20 protein-coding genes are annotated in these 22,149 nt (G+C 69.5%); 9 read left to right on the top strand and 11 right to left on the bottom strand.

The window, feature by feature from the left end:
• Window positions 1–82 precede the first annotated feature (82 nt).
• Genes HUA78_RS29640 through HUA78_RS29625 form a run of 4 tightly spaced genes read left to right on the top strand, consistent with a single transcriptional unit; the run spans window position 83 to window position 4,082 of the window.
• Window positions 83–976 (top strand): aspartate carbamoyltransferase catalytic subunit, encoded by an 894-nt coding sequence (locus tag HUA78_RS29640; protein WP_174477672.1) that lies wholly within the window; start codon window positions 83–85, stop codon window positions 974–976.
• Window positions 973–2,277 (top strand): dihydroorotase, encoded by a 1,305-nt coding sequence (locus HUA78_RS29635; protein ID WP_141646427.1) that lies wholly within the window; start codon window positions 973–975, stop codon window positions 2,275–2,277. The genes HUA78_RS29640 and HUA78_RS29635 overlap by 4 nt, the downstream gene beginning before the upstream one ends.
• Window positions 2,277–3,401 (top strand): glutamine-hydrolyzing carbamoyl-phosphate synthase small subunit, encoded by a 1,125-nt coding sequence (carA, locus tag HUA78_RS29630; RefSeq protein WP_141646428.1) that lies wholly within the window; start codon window positions 2,277–2,279, stop codon window positions 3,399–3,401. Before HUA78_RS29635 ends, carA begins: the two co-directional genes overlap by 1 nt.
• Window positions 3,402–3,416: 15 nt before the next feature.
• Complete coding sequence (locus HUA78_RS29625; RefSeq protein ID WP_141646429.1) at window positions 3,417–4,082, top strand: hypothetical protein; 666 nt, start codon at window positions 3,417–3,419, stop codon at window positions 4,080–4,082.
• A 19-nt stretch (window positions 4,083–4,101) separates the two neighbouring features.
• Here HUA78_RS29625 and pyk read toward each other — a convergent pair whose 3' ends face one another.
• From pyk to HUA78_RS29610, 3 genes are all read right to left on the bottom strand, one after another.
• Window positions 4,102–5,502 (bottom strand): pyruvate kinase, encoded by a 1,401-nt coding sequence (pyk, locus tag HUA78_RS29620; protein WP_174477671.1) that lies wholly within the window; start codon window positions 5,500–5,502, stop codon window positions 4,102–4,104.
• A gap of 210 nt (window positions 5,503–5,712) precedes the next feature.
• On the bottom strand, window positions 5,713–6,420 hold the full coding sequence (locus HUA78_RS29615; RefSeq protein WP_174477684.1) for a bifunctional nuclease family protein: 708 nt from the start codon (window positions 6,418–6,420) through the stop codon (window positions 5,713–5,715).
• Between the two features lie 177 nt (window positions 6,421–6,597).
• Window positions 6,598–6,972, bottom strand: a complete 375-nt coding sequence (locus tag HUA78_RS29610; RefSeq protein WP_181791072.1) for a hypothetical protein — start codon at window positions 6,970–6,972, stop codon at window positions 6,598–6,600.
• Between the two features lie 81 nt (window positions 6,973–7,053).
• Here HUA78_RS29610 and HUA78_RS29605 point away from each other — a divergent pair, with 81 nt between their 5' ends.
• On the top strand, window positions 7,054–8,871 hold the full coding sequence (locus HUA78_RS29605) for a long-chain fatty acid--CoA ligase (protein ID WP_174477670.1): 1,818 nt from the start codon (window positions 7,054–7,056) through the stop codon (window positions 8,869–8,871).
• 128 nt (window positions 8,872–8,999) lie between these two features.
• Here the strand turns inward: HUA78_RS29605 and HUA78_RS29600 are convergent, their stop codons facing one another.
• From HUA78_RS29600 to aroF, 8 genes are all read right to left on the bottom strand, one after another.
• Window positions 9,000–10,301, bottom strand: a complete 1,302-nt coding sequence (locus HUA78_RS29600) for a citrate synthase (protein ID WP_141646430.1) — start codon at window positions 10,299–10,301, stop codon at window positions 9,000–9,002.
• 77 nt (window positions 10,302–10,378) lie between these two features.
• Window positions 10,379–11,662 carry a 3-phosphoshikimate 1-carboxyvinyltransferase gene (locus tag HUA78_RS29595; protein ID WP_174477669.1) on the bottom strand — a complete coding sequence of 428 codons (1,284 nt, stop codon included), beginning with the start codon at window positions 11,660–11,662 and terminating at the stop codon, window positions 10,379–10,381.
• A gap of 2 nt (window positions 11,663–11,664) precedes the next feature.
• Window positions 11,665–12,735 (bottom strand): 3-dehydroquinate synthase family protein, encoded by a 1,071-nt coding sequence (locus HUA78_RS29590; RefSeq protein ID WP_174477668.1) that lies wholly within the window; start codon window positions 12,733–12,735, stop codon window positions 11,665–11,667.
• Entirely contained in the window at window positions 12,732–13,751 is a 1,020-nt protein-coding gene (gene aroC, locus HUA78_RS29585; RefSeq protein ID WP_141646432.1) for a chorismate synthase, read from the bottom strand. Before aroC ends, HUA78_RS29590 begins: the two co-directional genes overlap by 4 nt.
• Window positions 13,748–15,019 (bottom strand): shikimate dehydrogenase, encoded by a 1,272-nt coding sequence (locus HUA78_RS29580; RefSeq protein ID WP_174477667.1) that lies wholly within the window; start codon window positions 15,017–15,019, stop codon window positions 13,748–13,750. The genes aroC and HUA78_RS29580 overlap by 4 nt, the downstream gene beginning before the upstream one ends.
• On the bottom strand, window positions 15,016–15,561 hold the full coding sequence (locus HUA78_RS29575; protein ID WP_246137561.1) for a shikimate kinase: 546 nt from the start codon (window positions 15,559–15,561) through the stop codon (window positions 15,016–15,018). Before HUA78_RS29575 ends, HUA78_RS29580 begins: the two co-directional genes overlap by 4 nt.
• Window positions 15,562–15,598: 37 nt before the next feature.
• A complete protein-coding gene (gene ubiE, locus HUA78_RS29570) occupies window positions 15,599–16,288 on the bottom strand; it encodes a bifunctional demethylmenaquinone methyltransferase/2-methoxy-6-polyprenyl-1,4-benzoquinol methylase UbiE (protein ID WP_141646435.1) in 690 nt (229 codons plus the stop codon).
• Window positions 16,285–17,202: a 3-deoxy-7-phosphoheptulonate synthase gene (gene aroF, locus HUA78_RS29565; RefSeq protein ID WP_174477666.1), complete on the bottom strand. Its 918-nt coding sequence runs from the start codon at window positions 17,200–17,202 to the stop codon at window positions 16,285–16,287. The genes ubiE and aroF overlap by 4 nt, the downstream gene beginning before the upstream one ends.
• Before the next feature lie 104 nt (window positions 17,203–17,306).
• Here aroF and HUA78_RS29560 point away from each other — a divergent pair, with 104 nt between their 5' ends.
• Genes HUA78_RS29560 through HUA78_RS29545 form a run of 4 tightly spaced genes read left to right on the top strand, consistent with a single transcriptional unit; the run spans window position 17,307 to window position 22,141 of the window.
• A complete protein-coding gene (locus tag HUA78_RS29560) occupies window positions 17,307–18,617 on the top strand; it encodes an isochorismate synthase MenF (RefSeq protein ID WP_174477665.1) in 1,311 nt (436 codons plus the stop codon).
• The gene (gene menD / locus HUA78_RS29555; protein ID WP_174477664.1) at window positions 18,601–20,370 is read left to right on the top strand and encodes a 2-succinyl-5-enolpyruvyl-6-hydroxy-3-cyclohexene-1-carboxylic-acid synthase; all 1,770 of its coding nucleotides are present in this window, start codon (window positions 18,601–18,603) and stop codon (window positions 20,368–20,370) included. The genes HUA78_RS29560 and menD overlap by 17 nt, the downstream gene beginning before the upstream one ends.
• The gene (gene menH / locus HUA78_RS29550; protein ID WP_174477663.1) at window positions 20,361–21,221 is read left to right on the top strand and encodes a 2-succinyl-6-hydroxy-2,4-cyclohexadiene-1-carboxylate synthase; all 861 of its coding nucleotides are present in this window, start codon (window positions 20,361–20,363) and stop codon (window positions 21,219–21,221) included. The genes menD and menH overlap by 10 nt, the downstream gene beginning before the upstream one ends.
• The gene (locus HUA78_RS29545) at window positions 21,218–22,141 is read left to right on the top strand and encodes a 1,4-dihydroxy-2-naphthoate polyprenyltransferase (protein ID WP_371745687.1); all 924 of its coding nucleotides are present in this window, start codon (window positions 21,218–21,220) and stop codon (window positions 22,139–22,141) included. The genes menH and HUA78_RS29545 overlap by 4 nt, the downstream gene beginning before the upstream one ends.
• Window positions 22,142–22,149: the final 8 nt, after the last annotated feature.

Raw genomic sequence — 22,149 nt, 5'->3', positions numbered from 1 at the left:
ACACCCGGGGGGCAGGCGACCCGGCACGCCTCGGACGGTGCTTGACGCGCCGCACGGCCCGGGGTACGCGGCGCCCCCGGCCATGAGACACCTCCTTGGAATCGAAGGCTGGCGCCGGGACGAGCTCGAAGCGGTGCTCGACAGGGCGCGCGCGCACCTGCCTGGTGGTCCAGACGTCACCCACACCCTGCGCGGCAAGGTGGTCGCCAACCTCTTCTTCGAGGACTCGACCCGGACGCGCACCTCGTTCCACATGGCCGCCCGAGGCCTGGGCGCCGGTGTCCTCAACTGGAGCCCCTCCGGTTCGTCCACCTCGAAGGGCGAGACGCTGCTGGACACCGCCCGCAACATCGAGGCGACGGGGCCCGTGGCCATCGTCATGCGCCACCGCTCGTCCGGTGCGCCCCATCTGGTGGCCAAACACGTCCGCTGCGCCGTCATCAACGCGGGGGACGGCACCCACGAGCATCCCTCCCAGGCCCTCCTGGACGCCTTCACCCTCCGTCAGCACTGGGGCAGCCTGGACGGCCGCACGGTGCTCATCGTCGGGGACATCCTCCACAGCCGCGTGGCCCGCTCCAACCTGTGGTGCCTGAAGGCGCTGGGCGCGCGGGTGGTCTTCTGTGGTCCGCCCACGCTGGTGCCCCCGGGACTGGAGTCGCTGGGCGCCGAGGTGACGCACAACCTGGACGCGGCGCTGCCTCAGGCCGACGCGGTGATGTGTCTTCGCCTGCAGATGGAGCGCATGGGCGAGGCGTTCCTGCCCTCGACGAAGGAGTACTCGCGCCTGTTCGGCCTCACCCCGGCCCGAGAGGATCGGATGAAGGCAGGCGCGCTGGTGATGCACCCGGGCCCCATCAATCGAGGCCTGGAGCTGGCGCCCTCGGTGGCGGACGGGCCCCGCAGCGTCATCCTGGAGCAGGTTTCCAACGGCGTCGCCGTGCGGCGGGCCATCCTCGAGGTGTGCGCGTCATGAGCTCCACGGTGCTTTTCCGGAGAGGGCGCGTCATCGACCCGCGCAACGGCGTCGATGGAGTCCGCGACGTCCTGGTGCGTGACGGCAAGGTGGCGGAGGTCTCCGACGCGCCGCTCCCCGTGCCCCCGGGCGCGGAGGTGGTGGAGGCCGCGGGACGCTGGGTGCTGCCGGGCTTCATCGACCTGCACGTCCACCTGCGCGAGCCGGGCGAAGAGGGCAAGGAGACCGTCCTCACGGGCTGCCGCGCCGCCGTGGCGGGAGGCTTCACCGCCGTCGTCGCCATGCCCAACACCAAGGTCGTCAACGACAGCGGGCTCGTCACGGAGCTGGTGCTGTCGCGCGCTCGCGCCGCCGGCCTGTGCCATGTGTACCCCGCGGGCGCCATCACCAAGGGCCTCAAGGGCGAGGAGCTGGCGGAGACGGGCGAGCTGGTGTCCTCCGGCTGTGTCGCCATCACCGACGACGGCCGCCCGGTGATGAACGCCGCGCTGATGCGCCGCGCGCTCCAGTACGCCACGCTCTTCGGAGTGCCCGTGATGGTGCACGAGGAAGACCTGACGCTGTCCGCCGGTGGCGCCATGCATGAGGGCACCACGTCCACGCGCCTGGGCCTGCGCGGCATCCCCGCCTCCGCGGAGGTGGCCATGGTGGCGAGAGATCTGGTGCTGCTCGAGGAGACGAAGGGCCGCCTGCACATCGCCCACGTGTCCTGCGAGGGCAGCGTGCGCCTCATCCGCGAGGCGAAGCGCCGGGGCCTGCTCGTCACGGCCGAGGCCACCCCGCACCACGTCATCCTGGATGACCGGGCGGTGGGGGACTACGACACCCACGCGAAGATGGCGCCGCCCCTGCGCGCGGACCGGGACGTGGAGGCGCTGCGCGAGGCGCTGGTGGATGGCACCGTGGACGCCATCGCCACGGACCACGCGCCCCATGGCGTGCTGGACAAGCAGGTGGAGTTCGAGAAGGGCATCAACGGCATCGTCGGGCTGGAGACGGCCCTGGGGCTGACGCTGGAGCTGGTGCACTCGGGGCTGTTGGGCGCGAAGCGGGCCGTGGAGCTGTTGACGCACGGCCCGGCGAAGGCGTTCGGCCTGCCGGGCGGTCACCTGGCTCCCGGGGCCCCGGCGGACATCACCGTGGTGGACCCCTCGGAGGAGTGGACGGTGGATGCCCACCGGTTCTATTCCCGCAGCCGGAATACGCCCTTCCATGGCCGTAAGCAGAAGGGCCGCGTGGTGCAGACCTGGGTTTCTGGCCGGAAGGTGTTCTCCGACGGCCAGGTGAAGGAGTCACGGTAATGACGAAGCGGGCAGTGCTCGCCCTGGCGGATGGCACCACCTTCGAGGGCCGTGCCTTTGGCTCGGTCGGCGAGACGGTGGGTGAGGTGGTCTTCAACACGTCCATGTACGGCTACCAGGAGATCCTCACGGACCCCTCGTACGTCGGGCAGATCCTCACCATGACGTACCCGGAGATGGGCAACGTCGGCGTGACGCCGGAGGACGAAGAGGCCGGCAAGCCGCACGCGGTGGGCATGGTGGTGCGCGCTCTCGCGAGCCAGCCGTCCAACTGGCGCGCGCGCGAGTCGCTGGATGCGTACCTCAAGCGCCACAACGTCGCCGGAATCGAAGGGCTGGACACCCGCCGCCTGGTGCGCCACCTGCGCACGCATGGCGCGCAGATGGGCGTCATCTCCAGCGAGGGCCTGTCTCCGGCCGCGCTGTCGGAGCGCGCTCGCTCCGCGCACGGGATGGAGGGCCTGGACCTGGCCAGCGGCGTGTCGGTGAAGACGCCGTACACGTTCACCGCGCCCTCGCCGGACGTCTTCACCGGCATTGGCGAGGCCCACCCCCAGGGCGATCCGCGCTTCGACGTGGTGGCCTACGACTACGGCCTCAAGAAGTCGATGCTCCACTTCCTGGTCGACGTGGGCTGCCGCGTGACGGTGGTGCCCGCGCACACCACGGCGGAGGAAGTGCTGGCCCGCAAGCCCCACGGCGTCTTCCTGGCCAACGGCCCCGGAGACCCGGCGGCGGTGAAGGGCGCGGACCGCACCGTGGCGGCGCTCCTGGGCAAGGTGCCCGTGTTCGGCATCTGCCTGGGCCATCAGATCATGGCGCTGGCGCTGGGCGGCCGGACGTACAAGATGAAGTTCGGCCACCGTGGCGGCAACCAGCCCGTGAAGGACCTGACGACGGGCAAGGTGGAGATCACCGCGCAGAACCACGGCTTCGCCGTGGACGACGCCAGCCTCAAGGGCAAGGCGGTCGTCACGCACATCAACCTCAACGACGGCACGGTGGAGGGCCTGGCCGTCCCAGATGCGCGGGCCTTCAGCGTGCAGTACCACCCCGAGGCCTCTCCCGGCCCGCATGACGCACGCTATCTCTTCGGTCGCTTCGCGAAGCTGATGGCGGGGTAGGATGACCGACCTTCTATGGACTCCCCGCTGTCACCGCTCTCCTACCAGCCGTACCTGGACCAGCTCATCGCCTTCGGCAGCGTGGAGTCGCGGAAGGCGGACCTGCTCGAAGCCAAGGCGGAGTACTTCCGCCTGACAGGCGAGGTCTTCGAGGACGACAAGCTCTTCGAGCTGCGCATGGCGTCGTTCCTCGACTACTACCTCTATGACCGCGTCTCGCCTGGAACGGGCAAGACGCCGGCCGTGGAGTTCTACGAGCAGCGCCTGGCGAACACCTCGCCCGAGGAGTCCAACGCCTTCCGCAGCTTCACGGAGACGGTCCACGGCATCTTCGAGGTCCGCAAGCTGGGCAAGGGCCTGGTGCGCCTGCGCGACATGTACTCGGGCAAGGACTTCGACGTGACGGAGCGGCGCAACATCGCCGGGCTGGAGACGGGCGACATCCTCGAGGCCCGCCTCATCCCCTTCGGTGGGCACCTCCTATTCACCTCTTCCTTCTGCTACCACCCGCGCGCCGCGGTGAAGTCCATCAAGGCCGAGGTGAAGCGCCGCAAGAAGAAGGAGCCGGAGCGCACGCCCAACGAGCTGGTCTGGGAGTGCGCCCGTCGCGCCCTCAACATGGAGCGCTACCGTCAGCTCGCCGTCGAGAAGATCTACGACTTCGAGCAGAAGGTGCTCTGAGTGACGACGTCCACCGCGCTCACACGCGGTGGATGCTCATCAGATTGGTGTTGCCCGGTACGTTGAGCGGCACTCCCGCCACCACGACGACGGGCGCGCCCACCTGGCAGATGCCCTCGCGCAGGCACAGCTTGCGCACCTGCCGCAGCATGGCGTCCGTGGACCTCACGCGGGGCACTTGGAGTCCCGTCACGCCCCAGTACAGCGCCATGCGGTTGACGGCGGCCTCGTTCGGCGTGAGGGCGATGATGCGCGCGTGGGGCCGGAACTCGGAGATGAGGCGCGCGGTGTGGCCGCTCTCCGTGTACGCGACAATCGTCTGGATGTTGAGCTGGCCTGTCGCCGCCACCGCCGCCGCCGCGACGCCCGTGCCCAGGTCCTCCGAGCGCTCGAAGGGGGAGTGGTGTTGGTGTCGCACCACGCCGCGCTCCGTCTCCTCGACGATGCGGGCCATGGTGGACGCCGCGTCGATGGGGTAGCGCCCCGCGGCCGTCTCGCCGGACAGCATCACCGCGTCCGCGCCGTCCAGGATGGCGTTGGCGACGTCCGACACCTCCGCGCGCGTGGGGCGCGGGTTGCTCACCATGCTCTCCAGCATCTCCGTGGCGACGATGACCAGGCCGCCCATCTGGTTCACCACGCGCACCATCCGCTTCTGGATGGCGGGCAGTTGCTCCAGGGGCATCTCCACGCCCAGGTCTCCACGCGCCACCATGATGCCGTCCGCGGCCCGGGCGATGGCCTCGAGCTGGTCCACGGCCTGGGGCTTTTCAATCTTGGCGATGAGCGGCGTTTTGTTCTTCGCCACGTGCTTGCGGGCCCGGTGGATGTCGTCCGCCGTGCGCACGAAGGACAGCGCCACGTAGTCCACGCCCACGTCCTGGCCGAACGCCAGGTCCACCTCGTCCTTGGGCGTAATCGTAGGCACGGACATGGGCGAGCCCGGCAGGTTCAGCCCCTTGTGGTCCTTGAGCAGGCCGCCGATCTCCACCTCGCAGAGGACGTCCTGGCCCGCCACCTTGCGCACGCGCAGCCGCACCCGGCCGTCATCCAGGAGGATGGCCTCTCCGGGCTTCACGTCCTTCGTCAGCGACTTGATGGGGGTGGGGATGATGGAGCCCTGGCCCAGCACCGCGCGCGTCGTCACCGTCACGCGCTCGCCCGGCTTCACCGTGAGCTGTCCACCCTCGAACTTTCCCAGGCGAATCTTGGGGCCCTGGATGTCCTGGAGGATGGCCACCGGCAGCTTCAGCCGCTTGGACGCCTTCCGGATGAGGGCCACCCGCTGGCGGTGCTCGTCGTGCGTACCGTGCGAGAAGTTCAACCGCGCCACGTTCATCCCCGCGCGGATGAGGCCCTCGATGACCTCCAGCGAGCTCGATGAGGGCCCCAGGGTGCAGATGATCTTCGCCTTGCGCATATGCGCGCGCATCCTAGGCGGCGGGGTGCGTGGCTTGACAGCCTCGCGCCCGGGAGACTAACTCTTTGCCCCAGGCGCGGTGCCGACCCCCGGGTTGGACCCACGCCAGCGTCTTGCAGGCACTCGATGTTCGAGAGAGAAAGCCCGGCTTCCCTGGGAGGGGGGGCCGGGCTTTCTCGCACCTGTCGCTGCTCGCCCCCGGCTCGAAGTCTAGAGGTCTATCTTCTTGCCGGTGCCCTGCGGCGCGCCGAGCGGCGGGTGGTCGGGCGGAAGGGCCTCCGCGTCCATGTCGATGGGCGGATTGCCGGGCGCGGGCATCCCAGGAGGCGGCATCGGGGCGGGCTCTTCCATCTGTCCGCCAGGGCCACTGCCCCCCACGCCGGGCCCGCCCTTCTGGAGGGATTCAATCTCCTCGCGGCTGATGCCGGCCAGCGTCAGCACCTTGCGCGTGACGCGGATGCGGGCGTGGCTGGTGAGGGCCATGGCGATGGAGTCCGACGGGCGGGCCTCCAGCGTCATCTTCTTCGCACCCTGCTCCAGGAACACGCGGCCCGAGTAGACGTTGTCGCGCAGGTCGTCGATGCGGACCTCCGTCACCTTGGCGCCGAGCTGGTCGACGACGTCGTCCAGGAGGTCCTGGGCGAGCGGCTGGGGCGGCTCGCGCTCCGCCAGTCGGAAGGCGATGGAGACGGCGGAGGCCTCATCCACGAAGACGGGGAGGACGACCTGGCGGTCCTTCGTGGTGAGCACGACGGCGTGCGTCTGGGCCTCCACCAGCGGGACGACGTCCTGTACCTCCAGTTCGACCAGCTCGTTGCAGGCCTTGGGGTCGCCTCCGTGCTCGGTGATGCACGGTTGCCCGGAGTCGCCCGGGAGTGTGGCCGCGATGGCCCCGGGAGCACTGAAGGCGGGGAGCATCAGCACCCCCCCGAGCGCCAACAACAGCGCCGACAGGGGGGCGAAGAAGAAAGTGGCGCGGTTGGGTGTTCTCACACCCTGAAACTACGCACCCGCCACCCTGTCGGGAGGGTAGCGATTCAGCCCGGTTGCCCTGGACGGCGTGAAACGGCCGCCCGGAGGGCAAGGGAGCAGACGTCAGGGACGCTCGTCCTCGTCCTCGTCGTCGTAGTCCTCGTCGTCCTCGACGTCCTCGTCTTCATCCTCGTCGAGGTCGTCGTCCTCGTCGTCGGATTCCTCATCCTCCTCTTCGTCCTCTTCGTCGATCGTGTCCGCGACGTCCTCCGACTCCAACGTCATGGAGACGGCGAACTTCTTGTCGAGCACGGCGATCTGCGCGCGCATCTCCGAGAGCGCGGCGACGAAGTCCTCCGAGAGATTCGCGGGCGCTTTCGCGTCGCAGTGAGGACAGATGATCTTCTCCGTCCCCTCGATGAGGTCTTGAACGTCAAGCTCGAAGCTTGCCTCGCACTTCTGGCAGGTGAAGTCGATGCTCATGGTCGGGCGCGGCATACAAAGCCATCCAACCAGCTGTCAACGTCCGCGAACCGGGGGCGTGGTCGGGACGCCCCTACATCCGCTAACCTTCGTCGGATGGACCTCCCGAAGACGATGGTGCATGCCCTCCATGACCGGGCCGCGCAGCAGGAGCATCGGCCGGCCCTCTGGACCCGCCGGGGACACGGCTATGTCCCTACCTCCTGGTTCGAATACGCCCAGCGGGTCAAACGCTTCGCCCTCGGCCTGAGGACGCTCGGGTACGGGGAGGGCCAGCCGCTGGGCATCATCAGCTTCAACCGCGAGGAGTGGCACGTCGCGGACCTGGCCGCCATGGCGCTGGGAGGCGTCCCGGTAGGTCTGTACACCACCAGCGCGGTGGAGCAGCTCGAGTACATCCTGGGCCACTGTGAGGCCACCGTCCTCGTCGTGGAGAACGAGAAGCACCTGCGCACCGGCCTCGCCCTGCGCGAGCGCCTGCCCAAGCTGCGCCACCTCATCATCCTGGACGCGCCGTCCACGCCGCTGCCCGAGGGCGTCCTTCGCTACGCGGACGTCCTGGAGAAGGGCACGGGGGTGGATGACAAGCCCTACTGGGACAGCGTCAACGCGCTGAAGCCGGAGGCGCTGGGCACCCTCATCTACACCTCCGGGACGACGGGCCACCCCAAGGGGGTCATGCTCAGCCACTACAACCTGTCCTGGACGTCCCGGCAGCTCATCACCGCCGTGGACTTCAAGCACCAGCAGGACTCGGTCATCATCTCCTATCTGCCGTTGTCCCACATCGCCGAGCAGGTCATCTCCCTGCACTGCCCGCTGATACTGGGCATCCAGGTGTACTTCGCGGACTCGGTGGAGGCGATGCCGGCGAACCTGAAGGACGTGAGGCCCACGTTCTTCTTCGGCGTGCCGCGCGTGTGGGAGAAGTTCAAGGCCAAGGCGGAGGAGGGGTTGCGCAGCCAGCCCCCCATGAAGCGCCGCATCGTCACCTGGGCCCGGGGCGTCGCCTCGGAGCTGCATGCCCGCGCCCAGCGCCACGAGCGCATCCCGGTGCTCCTGGAGGCCCAGTACCGGCTGGCCCAGCGGCTGGTGTTCGAGCCGCTCAAGACGCGCATCGGCATGGAGCGGGTGGACTTCTTCGCCACGGCGGCGGCTCCCATCGGCCGGGACGTGCTGGAGTTCTTCGCCTCCATCGACATGTTCATCCACGAGGTGTGGGGGATGACGGAGGTGGCGGGCCCGGGCACCGTGAATACGCGCGAGGCCGCCCACCTGGGCACCGTGGGGCGCCCGCTGATTGGCGTGGAGGTCCGCATCGCCGAGGACGGGGAGATCCTCGTCAAGGGCGGCAACGTGTGCATGGGCTACTACAAGAACCCGGAGGCCACCGCGGAGCTGCTGGAGGGCGGGTGGCTGCACACCGGTGACGTGGGCCAGCTCGACGGCGAGGGCTACCTCCACATCACAGGCCGCAAGAAGGAGATCATCGTCACCTCCGGCGGGAAGAAGACGGCGCCCGGCAACATCGAGGAACTCATCAAGTCCCTTCCCGGGGTGGGCCACGCGGTGGTGGTGGGCGAGCGGCGCAACTACCTGGTGGCCCTGCTGGCGCTGGACGTGGAGAAGTGCCGCGCCCTGGCCCAACAGAAGGGCTGGCCCGAGGACCTGAAGACGATCTCCCAGGACGCGCGTCTGCGCCAGCTCATCCAGGAGGGGTTGGACCGCGACATCAACCCGAAGCTGTCCCGCTTCGAGTCGATCAAGCGCTTCGCCATCCTGGAGCAGGACTTCACCGTGGACGCGGGCGACCTGACGCCCACCCTGAAGGTCCGCCGCAAGGCCGTGGAGCAGAAACACGCCGGGCTCATCGAGTCGATGTACGCCGAGTCCAGCACGGCCCAGGCGGGCTGAAGCGGGGCGGTGCGGGCGACCCCGAGGCCCTGGAGTCGCCAGGTGGGCCCGCAAAGAGAAAGGGGCGGGGAACCTCGCGGTCCCTCGCCCCATCTCACTTCATGCCCAGGGGTGTGAGGACAGGCCGCCTACTTCGCGGCGCGCTTGTCCATGGCGACGTAGTCGCGGCGCTTCTGGCCCGTGTAGATCTGACGGGGACGCGCGATCTTCTGCTCGGAGTCCAGGACCATCTCCTCCCACTGCGCGCACCAGCCCACCGTGCGGGGAATGGCGAAGAGGACGGGGAACATCTCGGCCTGGAAGCCCATCGCCTCGTAGATGAGGCCGGAGTAGAAGTCGACGTTGGGGTAGAGCTTGCGCTTGACGAAGTACTCGTCCTGCAGCGCGATGCGCTCCAGCTCCACGGCGAGCTCCAGCAGCGGGTTCTTGCCCGTCACCTCGAAGACCTCGTCCGCCACGCGCTTGATGACCTTGGCGCGCGGATCGTAGGACTTGTAGACGCGGTGGCCGAAGCCCATCAGCTTCTTCTCGCCCTCGCCGCTCTTCACCGACTTGATGAAGTCGGGGACCTTGGAGACGTGGCCAATCTCGCGGAGCATGCGCAGCACCGCCTCGTTGGCGCCGCCGTGCAGCGGGCCGTAGAGGGCGCCGATGCCCGCCGTGACGGCCGAGTACGGGTCCACTTCCGACGAGCCCACCGTGCGCACGGACGTCGTCGAGCAGTTCTGCTCGTGGTCCGCGTGGAGGATGAAGAGCACGTCCAGCGCGCGTTCCAGCACCGGGTGGACCTTGTAGGTCGTGGTGCCGATGCGCTTCACCATCGCCAGGAAGTTGGCGACGTAGGACAGGTCATTGTCCGGGTAGATGTAGGGCAGGCCCATCGTGTGCCGGTAGGAGAACGCGGCGAGCGTGGGCATCTTGGCGATGAGCCGGGTGATCTGGATGCGACGGCTCAGCTCATCCTTGGTGTTCTTCGCGTCCGGGTAGAAGCTGGACAGCGCCGCCACGGTGGAGCCCAGCATGGACATGGGATGCGCGTCGTAGCGGAACCCATCCATGAAGGACTTCACGTTCTCGTGCACGAACGTGTGGTGCGTGACGAGGTGGACGAACTGCTCCAGCTCCTTCGGGGTCGGCAGCTCTCCGTTCAGCAGGAGGTAGGCGACCTCCAGGTAGCTGGACTTCTCGGCCAGCTGCTCGATGGGGTAACCGCGGTACTCCAGGATGCCTTTGTCACCATCGATGAAGGTGATGGCGCTCTTACAGTTCGCGGTGTTGAGGAACGCCGGATCGTAGCCCATGAGGCCGAAGTCGTCGTCCCCGACCTTGATCTGTCGGAGGGCGTTGGTGCGAATACAGCCGTTCTCGACCGGGACCTCGTACGTCTTGCCGGTCCGATTGTCGGTGATCGTCAGCGTGTCCTTGGGCATGGGCGGAGATTTCACAGGGCGCAGATCGCTTTCAACAAAAAAGAACGATAAGTCGGATGGGGAGACACTGATGGTTCCTACGGCTGCTCGGAAATACGTGCTCCCGAGCGGGACAGCTGCCGCCAGAAGCCCGGAAAACTCTTCTCGACACACTCGGGGCCGGTCAGGACGAGGGTCGCTCCGGACAGCACGCTGAGTGTCGCGGCCGTCATCGCCAGGCGGTGGTCACCCCGGCTGTCCATGGTGAACCGGGCAGGAGGGGCCGCGGGAGGCGTCAGGTGGAGGATTTCCCCCTGGAGCTCCGCCGTCCCTCCGTAGGCGCTGACCAGGTCTCGGATACCTTCCAGCCGGTCGCTTTCTTTCAATCGGAGAATTCCGACGTCCGTCAGCGTGGAAGGCGCGGGGAGCACACAGGCGAGCGCCGCCAGGGTTGGCAGCAGGTCCGGACACTCCTTGCCCGAAGCCCGCAAGCCTCCCGCCGGGTGGCCCGTCACCTTCAACGTGTGGGCCGGACCTGTCGGCGTCGTCCCCAGGCCCACCTGCTCGATGAGGCGGAGGATGGCCTGGTCCGGGTGGGCGCTGGCCGCGTCGGCTCGCTCCACCGTGCCCCCAGCCTTCCAGGCGATGAGCAGGAGGTAGCCCAGCGACGACCAGTCCCCGGGGAGCGAAGGGACGCTCGGAGGGGGCGTGTAGCCGGAGACGGTGTATCGGGAGTCGGACTTCTGGACCTCGAAGCCGAAGCGCTCCAGCCACGTGAGGGTGAGCTCCAGGTAGCCGGCGCTCGTCAGCGTGCCTTCGATTTCGACGCTCCACGCCCGGCGCTCTCGCAGGAACAGCGCGGCGCAGCCCAGGAGCAGGCTGGATGCGTACTGGCTGCTCTGGTCGCCGGGCACCCGGAAGACGGGCGACACCTTCGAGGTGTCCGTTGGCGCGGACAGCTCCACGGGCCAGGGCTGGCCCTCGGTGAGCGTGAGCCCCGCGGGACCGAGTGCGTCCTTCAGCGAGGTGAAGAGTGGGCCGTGGGGACGCTCACCCAGGCGAGGCGTGCCGGTGAGGCGCACGCGAGCACCCGGCGTCACCGCGACCTGGGTGGCCAGGATGCGGAAGGGGGCGCCACCGTCCGCGCAGTCCACGTCACGCACGGGCCCGGCGGGCAGCCGCAGGGCTTCCGCGCCCCGGCGCAGCACTCGCACGTCGGCGGGGAGGTCCTCGTCCGCTTCGGCCTGGACGGAGGGCAGGGGCCAGGCGCCCGTGAGGTGACCCAGGACCAGGGCGCGCTGCGCGTCCGATTTGGAGACGGGCGGGGTGAGCGGCGAGGCCACGAGGTGGCTCGGGTCCAACAGGATGCGACGGGTGCTCATGCTCACGGGCGCACCGCCTTCGTCCACGCCGGCCACAGCTCGCGCCACGTGGACGCGGCCACGTCGCGGACCTCGGTGGCGCCGATGGCCGTCAGGAGCACCATGCGCAGCTCGCCCCGGGCTCCGGCCTTCTTGTCGGCGTCGAGCAGCGTGGCGATGTCCTTCAGCGATGGGCGGCGCAAGAGGCCGGCGACTCGCTCACGGTCGAGGACGCCCGGGCCGTCGATGAGGGCGCGCTCGACCTCGGCGGCCACGGGCTCTGGAGTGACGCCCAGGTGGCGACCCACGTCCAGGGCCAGGAGGATGCCCAGGCCCACGGCGTCACCGTGGGACAGCTTGAAGTGGGACACGCTTTCCAGCACATGGCCGAAGGTGTGGCCGAAGTTGAGCACCCGGCGCAGGCCCTTGTGCTCGTACGGGTCCTGCTCGCACACGCTCTCCTTGAGGCCGCGCGCGTCCTTCACCAGCTTTTCGAGAGCGGGCGGCTTGCGCAGGTAGCGGCGGAAGAGGGCCGCATCCAGGCTGATGACCATCTTCCACGCCTCGAGCGAGCCCTCGCGAATCTGGGTCGGCGACAGCGTGGCGAACAGCTCCGGGCAGATCCACGACTCCTCGGCGTAGTGGAAGACGCCGGCGGGGTTCTTCACCACGCGGCCCTTCACGGTGAGGTCCACCGCGCCCTTGCCACCCAGGCTGCTGTCGACGGCGGCGAGCAGTGTGGTGGGCACCTGCACCAGCCTCACACCGCGCTTGAGCAGGTGCCCGGCGACGGTGGACACATCTCCCACGGTTCCTCCGCCCACGGCGAGCAGCGTGCCGGAGCGCGGCAGGGACAGCCCCGCGGCGAGCACCTTCTCCAGGGCCTTGAAGCTCTTCGCGCTCTCTCCGCCCACGAGCTGGACGATGGCGCGAGGGTTCTGCGCCTCCAGCGCGGGGATGAGTCCCGGGTGGAGCCGGGCGACGGTGCGATCCACCACCGCGAGGCTGCCTTCAGGAAGGCGTTTGGCGAGTCGCGAAAACGGACCCCAGCGGTCGTTGGGAGGACGGTAGGCGCCGGGAGGGTAGGGGCTCATAGGGTGTTGGGGCGTGCGTTCATCTGTTGGACGAGGTCTGCGATGACCAGTGACACCATGGACTCCAGCACCGGAACGGCGCGGGGCATGATGCACGGATCGTGACGGCCACCCTTCGCGTGGTCCGCCAGCGTCGCTGGGGGTTTGAAGAAAGCGCGGACCTGGAGCGGCTCACCGTTGGTGAGGCCACCCTGGATGCCGCCGTAGACGTCCTTGACGGAATGGAACTGGGTGCCCGGCTGGCCAATGCGCTGGAGCAGATCCGGCGGACCCCAGACGACACCCGTGATGGCGCCCACGCTGCCCAGCGCCTGGGCGATGAGCGCCTTGATCTTCCCGAAGATGGGCTCGCCCAGTCCCACGGGCAGCCCCTCCACGCGGATGTCGATGGAGCCACCGAGACTGTCGCCGGCCTCCTTCGCGGAGAGGATGCGGCGGGACATCTCCTCGCGGACCGCCTCGTCGGGGCAGCGCGTGGGGTGCGCATCCACCATGGCGCGCGTGAGGCCCGGCGCGGGCACGGAGGCGATGAGGTCACCGACCTGGGACACGTACGCGACGGTGCGCACGGTGGGCATGTCCCGCTCCAGATAGGCCTCCGCGATGGTTCCGCCGATGACGCGGCAGAGCGTCTCGCGTCCGCTGGTGCGACCGCCGCCGCGGTGGTCCCGGTGCTTGTATCGCTCGCGCCACACGGCGTCCGCGTGGCCGGGCCGGTCCACCTGCTTGAGCTGCTCGTAGTCGCCCGAACGCTGGTTCGTGTTGCGCACCATGGCGGCGATGGGCGTTCCGAGCGTCTTGTCCTCGAAGACGCCGGAGAGGATCTCCACCCGGTCTGGCTCGTTGCGAGGGGTGACGAGGGCGGACTGGCCGGGGCGGCGCCTGTCCAACGCGGCCTGGAGGCGCTCTTGCGTGAGGGGCACGCCCGCGGGGCAGCCATCCACCACCGCGCCGAGCGCGGGGCCGTGGCTCTCACCAAAGGTCGTCAAACGGAAGAGGACTCCGAAGGTGTTCATGTCGCGGTCTCCCAAAGCTGTCGCTGCCGCCGGGCCTGCGCGACGAACCACGCCGCACCCAGCAGGACCGGGGTGCCGCCGCGCCGCGTAATCTCCGCCGCGATGCGTCGGCCGGGCGCACCGTATGCGATCACCGCGACGCGTGCTCGCTCGAATCGCAGGGAATCCGGCGGCTCCACATGGACCGGCCAGGTCCAGACGCCTGCGCCGGTGAGGGGTGCCTGGATGTCCGCCCGACGAAGGATGCGCAGGGCTTCACCGCGCTCGGTCGCCACGGTGCGCAGCGCGGACGTGGCGCCTCCGTCACCGAGGACGAAGACCTCCGTCGAGCCCAGGCGCTCCAGCACCTTCCGGGCGCCCTCGGTGTCCGTGTTGAAGGACTCCCACCGGGTGCCTCGACGGACCAGGGTGTTGATGGCGTCCAGTGACGAGCCCGTGTGCCGCGCCAGTGGCATCTTGAACGGGCTGGTGACGGCGAAGCCCGCGTAGTGGGGCAGGAGCGAGTCCAAGAGGGCCTCGACGGGGCCGTCCGCGGGAATGTCGATGCGATCAAACGGCTGCCGGTGGATGCGAGGCGAGCGCGAGTGGGCGATGGACATCCCGAAGATGCCCAGCCGCAGCGGGGCCGGCAGTGTGGTGCGGTCCGCGCCGCGCCACTCCCGAACCACGTCGTCTAGGAGTCGCTGTCCCGGCGCAGCGGCCCAGGAGCCGCCAGCGGCCACGTAGTCGAGCATGTTGTTCCGGGCGAGCACGGCGCGCGCGGGCAGCGCCACCGCGCCCATGCCGAGCACCGTGACACGCGTCACTCCGAACCGGTCCGCCAGCCTGCTTTGCGTCTCCAGCAGGGTGCCGACATGGTCTGGATGAGTCATCGGCTCCACGTGTTTCACCAGCGCGTCAGCGGGCACGTCGCGTTCCCACAACCGCAAGGCTTCGTCGGTGGTGAGCTGTCGGTCCGCATGGTGCGACGCGAGCAGCTTGCCGGAGGGAGCATCGAGCGAGCCCTGGTGCCCGGTGGCATCCATCAAGTCCCGGTCCACGCGCCACGCGGCGGTGACCCATGCGGACGGCAGCGGCTTGCCACGCTCGGACACGAGCAGGGGGAGGACGGCCGCGAGCGCGGCTGGGTCCACGGCCTCAGGGGCATGCAGGTCCGTGCGAATCTCCAGCACGTCGGCGCCGCGACGCTGGCACTCCCGGGCGAAGTGGACGGCGTCAGTGCCGAGCAGGGTGGGAGGCAGCGTCACGACACGCCGTGCGGGCGTCACGGGGACTCCTCAAGATGGAGGCAGCCCCGGAGGAAGTCCACCAGGGCGACGGTGGGAACGCGGGCGTGGAGGGCCTCGCGCTCTTGGAAGACGGAGGAGAGTTCCTCTTCCAGGGAGAGGCCCGGACGCAGCCGGGGGCGGGTCCGGTCGTGGAGCAGTCGCTCCCGGTAGGTCTCGAACGTCACCGGGATGAGCAGGGTAAACATCCCCTCCAGCGCGTCCGGGTGGTGCGAGAGGAAACCGCCGCCCACCGCCACGAGGGTTCCGGAGGGAAGCTCCAGGAGCGCGCGGCGCTCGGCGGCGCGGAACTCCGTGGGCGCCTCCGCGACCCACTTGCGCAGCGGGCGGCCGTGGGTCTGCTCCAGGTGGGTGTCCAGGTCCAGGCCCCGCCGCGCGAGCAGTCCGCCGACTCGGGGCAACAACGTGGATTTGCCCGCGCTGCGATGGCCACACAGCACCACCGTCTGTCCCGCGGCCGGGCGAGGCGTGGGCCCCGGACGCGCGACGGCTTCTCTCAGCGTCGGCGCGAGCCGGGGATCCACTGAGTTGAGGACATGCTCGACGAGTCTTCTCTGGCCTTCAGCGGACGATGCCGACATACACGTTCGCCGTTCCGAACATCAGCGGATGCGCGCTTCGCTCCGCATATGCGCCGGACTGGTCCATCAGCGACAGGAAACGGTCTCCGGCAGGGAAGGCCGCCGAAGTGCGGGGCAGGTACTCATAGGCCGCGCGGTTGCCGGTGAGCAGGCCGCCAATGGCCGGCATCACCGTCTTGCTGTAGAAGCGGAAGAGCGCTCCGAAGACGCCGTTGGGCTGACCGAACTCCAGCACCACGACGCGTCCGCCCGGCTTCACCACGCGCCCCATCTCGCTGAGGCACTTCACCGGGTCATCCACGTTGCGGATGCCAAAGGCAATGGAGGCCACGTCGAAGCTGTTGTCCGCGAAGGGCAGCGCCATCGCGTCGGCGACCTGGAAGTCCACCTGGAGGCCCGCCTTGGCCGCCTTCGCGGGGGCGCTCTCCAGCATCTCCGGGCAGAAGTCCGTGCCGACGACGCGGCCGTTGCTTCCCACCTTCCGCTTGAAGACCAGCGCCAGGTCACCGGTGCCGGAGGCGCAGTCGAGGACGCTGTCGCCTTCCTTGGCCCGGCTGAGACGCACGGCCGTCCGACGCCACAGGCGGTGGATGCCGAACGACAGGACCTCGTTCGTCACGTCGTACCGCGTGGCGATGGAGGAGAACATCTGACGGACTTCGGTACTCATCGCGCCCTCACGACCTGGGCCGGAATCTCCGGCCGCCAAAGGTGTCGGCCCACCGCGTCTAGCACGGCTGGCAGCCGCTGCATCAACGTTTGAAAGCGCTCTGGTGTCAGGGCCTGTGCCCCATCGCACAGCGCCTGCTCCGGCTTCGCATGGACTTCAATCAACAACCCATCCGCCCCCGCCGCCGCCGCCGCCAGGGACATGGGGAGGATGAGCTCCACCTGTCCCGTCGCGTGCGAGGGGTCGACGATAACGGGCAGGTGTGTCCGCTGCTTGGCCCAGGCGACGGCGGCCAGGTCCAGCGTGTTGCGCATCTCCGTCTCGAACGTCCGGATGCCCCGCTCGCACAGGAGGACCTGCTCGTTGCCGCCCTCGAGGATGTACTCGGCCGCCAGCAGCCACTCTTGAACGGTGGCGGACAGCCCCCGCTTCAGCAGCACCGGGCGGCGTATCTTGCCCAGCGCGCGCAGCAGGGAGAAGTTCTGCATGTTTCGCGCGCCCACCTGGAGGATGTCCGCGGACTCCGCCATGAAGGGAATCTGCGCGGTCTCCATCACTTCACTGATGATGGGCAGCCCGTGGCGGCGCCCGGTGTCGGCCAGCAGCTGCAGCCCCGGCTCTCCCATTCCCTGGAACGCGTAGGGACTGGTGCGAGGCTTGAACACGCCACCTCGGAGGACATGGGCACCCGCTTGAGCCACGGCGGCGGCGGTCCGGTCGACCTGCTCCACACCCTCCACGGCGCAAGGGCCAGCCATGACGACGAACCCCGGGCCGCCTACCTCCACGCTGCCCGCACGCACCCTCGTTCCTTCGGGTCGGAACGCTCGGAGCACGCGCCGCGCACCCGTGTCCTTCCCGGCGTTCGCCGGCACGGATTCGTCTGGCTGCTTGCCTCCCACGAGCCCTCCCATCCACCGAGTTCAAGAGGTTTTGAACTCCTTGGTGCATGTATAGCCGAGATGGCTTAGAAGACAACCGAAGGTGATTTCAGGGCAGTCGCGGATGAGGACCGCTGATGAAGACGCTCAATCCCGTTGAGGGCCAGCGCTGGGTGGCCGGAATGATGCCCCTGGCGGCGGTGGATCCACTCTCCGGAGCGGATTCGCTGGGCGTTCCGACGGTGTATTGGGAGCGGCCCCTGGCTCAAGAAGCGGCGGCGGGGTGGGGCGAGGCGGCGGTGGTGGAGGCCGCTGAGTCCGGGCAGGTGCCCGTGGTTCTCACCACCCTGGCCGCGACGTCCTTGCGCTGGCTGGGCGCGGTTCCCGACAGTCTTCCGGGTCCCTGGTTCGGTGGGATTCGTTTCGGCGCGACGGGCCTGCCGGATGAGGCCTGGGCGGCGCATGGCGTGGCGCGCTGGACGCTGCCCGAGGTGTTGGTGTGGCGCACCGGAAGCGGGCTGGCGGTGGCAGCCTTCGCGCCCGAGGGACGTGGCGGCGAGGACGTTGTGCGCTCGCGGCTGGAGCGGGTGTGCGCGCGCTTCTCGGAGGCGTACCGACACGCGCGGGGCGGTCCGGTGGACCTGTCGCAGACCTCGTCGCGTCCGGAGTTCGAGGCGCGGGTGGAGCGTGCGCTGGAAGCCATTGCTTCGGGGCAGCTCCAGAAGGTGGTACTGGCGCGCGCCGTGGACGTGGAGGGGCCTGCGCCCTTCGACGTGGTGGACGTGCTGGCGCGGTTGCGGGAGCAGAACCCTCGCTGTGCCACCTTCTTGTTTCGAGCGCCGGACGGGACGTGCTTCCTGGGCGCGACGCCGGAGACGCTGTGTCGGGTGGAGGGGCGGGTGCTGGAGACGGAGGCGCTCGCGGGGACGGCCGCGCCACATCAGGCCGAGGGGCTGCGGGGGCAGGACAAGGACGTGCGCGAGCATGAGGCGGTGGTCCGCTACATCCTCGCGACACTCCGGGGGCTTGCGGCCGACGTGCGAGCCGACGCGGAGCCCCAGTTGTTGACGTTGAAGAACGTGGTGCACCTGCGCACGGCCATTCGCGCGGAGCTTCGCGAGGGTGTCTCGGCCGCGCAGGTGGTGGGGGCGTTGCATCCCACGCCGGCGGTGGGTGGCACTCCGCGCGAGCGAGCGCTGTCCTTCCTGGTGGAGCACGAGGGACTGGACAGGGGCTGGTACGCGGGGCCGGTGGGTTGGGTGGGGCCGGGGCGTGCGCACCTGATGGTGGGGTTGCGCTCGGCGCGGGTGCGGGGCTCGCGGGCCCGGCTGTTCGTGGGTTGCGGAATCGTGGCCGGCTCCATCGCGGAGGCGGAGTGGCGGGAGACGGAGATGAAGAGTCTGGCCGTGTTGCGTGCGTTGGGAGGCGGGGATGTCGGGCGACAGTAATCTCAACCTGCTGTGGGCTCGCGCGCTCGTGGAGGAGTTGGTTCGCGGTGGCGCGCGGCACGCGGTGGTGTGCCCGGGCTCGCGCTCCTCGCCGCTGGCGATTGCGTGTGCTCGCGCGGAGGGCCTGCGCACGTGGTCCGTCATCGACGAGCGCAGCGCCGGTTTCTTCGGGCTGGGGCTCGCGAAGCAGTCACGTGCGCCAGTGATTCTCGTGGCCACGAGCGGCACTGCGGGCGCGCATTTCTATCCCGCGGTCATCGAGGCCTCGCTGTCCCAGGTGCCCCTGATTGTACTCACGGCGGACCGCCCGCTGGAGCTGCAGGGGTGGGGCGCGGCGCAGACGGTTCCCCAGGCCCGCTTTTATGGCGAGCATGCGCGCAGCTTCACGGACGTGGGCGTCCCCGAGGCCAGTGATGTGGCGCTGATCCATCTGCGCGCGACCGCCGCCCGGGCTGTGTCCACCGCGCTGCGCGCGCCGCGGGGCGCCGTGCAGCTCAACGTCCCCTTCCGCGAGCCGCTCGCGCCCGTGACGGAGGCCTTCGGTGAGGAGCGCCTGTCCGTGCTGTCGAAGGCGGGCCGCGCGGGTGCGCCGCTCACGCGAATCGTGCCACCTACGCCAATGCCGGATGCGGCGGTGTTGGAGTCGCTGCGTCAGCGCATCGCCGCGACGGAGCGGGGTGTCATTGTCTGTGGTCCTCGCGACGAGGCGGACGGGTTCGCCGACGCCATCTCCGCGCTGTCCCAGGCCACGGGCTACCCCGTGCTCGCCGAGGCGACGTCCCAGGCGCGTTATGGCGGTGGGCCGCTCACGCTCTCGTATTACGACGCGCTGTTGCGCCATGCGCCCTTTGCTCGGACGCACCGCCCGGAGCTGGTGTTGCGCTTCGGTGGCGGGCTGACGCCCAAGTCGCCGCAGCAATGGGTGGAGGCGTCGGGCTCGGACGTCGTCCTCTTCAGTGATGGGGGCGCGTTGTTCGACCCGACGCATCGCGCGTCGACGGTGGTGGAAGGCTCGGCGGTGGCGGCCTGCGCGGCGCTGGCGAAGGGACAGACCCGGGGCCCGGGACGGTGGGCGCAGGGCTTCCTCGCGGCGGAGCGACTGGCGCGAGGCGCGCTCGAGGCAGCCTTCGCCGAGCGGCCGGACCTGCTCAGCGAGCCGCGCATCGCCCGCGAGGTGGTGGCCGCGCTTCCCGCAGAGGCCCCGTTGTTCGTCTCCAGCAGCATGCCCATTCGCGACGTGGATGCCTTCGCTCCGGCGGGTCCCGTGCCGCTGCGGGTGCTGGCCAACCGTGGGGCGAATGGCATCGACGGCATCATCTCCAGCGCGCTGGGCATGGCCGCCGCGGCCTCGCGTCCCGCCGTGCTGCTCACGGGTGACCTGGCGCTGCTGCACGACGTGGGGGCCTTCGTCACGGCCGCGCGCGCCCGGGTGCCACTGACGGTGGTCGCCGTGAACAACGACGGCGGCGGCATCTTCTCGTTCCTGCCCATCGCCCAGGCGGCGAAGCCGGACGAGTTCGAGACGCTGTTCGGCACGCCGCACGGCGTGGACCTGTCGCACGCGGCGGCGCTGGGCGGAGCGCGACTGCACCGGCCGACGACGCCCTCGGCGTTGCGGTCGGCGGTGCGTGAAGGGCTCGAAGGCGGCCTGCATCTCGTGGAGGTGCGCGTGGACCGGGCCGCGAACGTGGATGACCATCGGCAGCTCTTCGCGAGGATGGCCGCCGCACTCGGAGACGGACCATGGGCGTGACACTGGCCTACGAGACGTGGGGAGAAGGCTCCCGGCCCCTCGTGCTGCTGCACGGCTTCACCGGCAACCGGGCCTTGTTCAACGGACTGCGTCCGCTGCTGGGGCGCTCCGTGCGAGCCATCGCGGTGGACCTGCCAGGGCATGGCGCCACGCCGCTGCCCGAGCGACAGGGCCGCGACGGCTTCCTGGAGACGGTGGACGCGCTGGTGTCCCTGGTGGACTCGCTGGGCGTGGGCGCGGTGGATCTGCTCGGCTATTCGCAGGGCGCGAGGGTGGCGCTGGCCGCGGCCGTGCGCGCACCGAACCGGTTCGGTCGGCTCATCATGGAGAGCGGTTCGCCGGGCCTGCATCGACGTCAGGAGCGTTCCGCGCGACGTGAGGCGGACGCGCAGCTCGCGGCGTTCATCCGAGCCCGGGGCGTGGACGCCTTCGTGGAGCGCTGGGAGGCGCTGCCCCTGTTCGACGGGCTGCGAACCATGCCAGAGGAGCGCCGCGAGACGCTGCGCGCCCACCGTCGTGCTTGCACGGTGGAGGGGCTCGCGGGTGCGTTGGAGTGCCTGGGGCTTGGAGTCCAACCGGATTACTGGTCGGAGCTTCATCACCAGCGACTGCCCACGTTGCTGCTCACGGGAGCACGGGACGAGAAGTTCACGCGGACGGCGCGCAAGATGGCGACGGAGCTTCCGGTGGTGTGGCGACATGCCTTCTCGGATTGCGGTCACGCGCCGCACCTGGAGGCACCGGAGGACTACGTCCGGGAGGTGCTGGGCTTCCTCCAGACACCCTGGTTCGAGGCGCCCCAGTTCGAGGCCGTTGCTCCGGTGGCGAGTTCCGGGAGGGTGAACCCGTGAGTACGTCCGTCCCTGGAGCCCCCGTGGACATGGCGAAGCCTCGGCCCACGGTGAAGACGTGGTTGCTGGCGGTTCGCCCCAAGACGCTGACGGCGGCGCTGGTGCCGGTGCTGGTGGGAACGACGCTCGCGTTCGGCCTGGGAGTGGGGCGCATCGTCCCGGCCCTCGCGGCGCTCCTGGGTGCGGTGCTCATCCAGATCGGCACCAACTTCATCAACGACTACTACGACTTCAAGAAGGGCGCGGACACGCACGAGCGACTCGGTCCGGTGCGAGTCACGCAGAGCGGGCTCATCGCGCCGAGCACGGTGCTCGTGGGCGCGGCGGTCTGCTTCGCCCTGGCGACGGCCGTGGGGGCGTACCTGGTCGCGGTGGGCGGCTGGCCCATCGTCGCCATCGGGCTCGCGTCGCTCCTCTGTGGCTACGCCTACACGGGTGGGCCGTTTCCCCTGGGCTACAACGGCCTGGGCGACCTCTTTGTCTTCATCTTCTTCGGGCTCGTCGCGGTGACGGGGACCTTCTACGTTCAGGCCGGCACGGTGCATCCGGCGGCGTGGTGGGCGGCGATTCCGGTGGGCGCGAGCGGCACCATGCTCATCGTCGTCAACAACCTGCGGGACGTCACCACGGACGTGAAGGCGGGCAAGCGGACGCTGGCGGTGCGCTGGGGGACGACGGCGGGGAAGGCCGAGTACGTGTTGCTGCTCCTGGCCGCCTTCGCCACGCCCATCGCGATGTTCGTGCTGGGACTCGCCGGACCCTGGGTCTTTCTGTCGTTCCTGAGCCTGCCCCTGGCGGTGCCGCCACTGAAGCGGGTGCTGCGAGAGCAGGGGGCCGCGCTGAACCCGGCGTTGGGGGGGACCGCGCGCTTCCAACTCTTCTTCGGCGTGCTGTTCGGCCTGGGCCTGTACCTGCGATGATGTGAGTC

Origin of the sequence: Myxococcus sp. CA033 (genome assembly GCF_013336625.1) — a bacterium.
In the GTDB taxonomy this organism is placed as follows: Bacteria; Myxococcota; Myxococcia; order Myxococcales; family Myxococcaceae; genus Myxococcus; species Myxococcus llanfairpwllgwyngyllgogerychwyrndrobwllllantysiliogogogochensis.
Note: the sequence above shows the minus strand (reverse complement) of the source record. Positions and strands in the feature narration are given on the sequence as shown.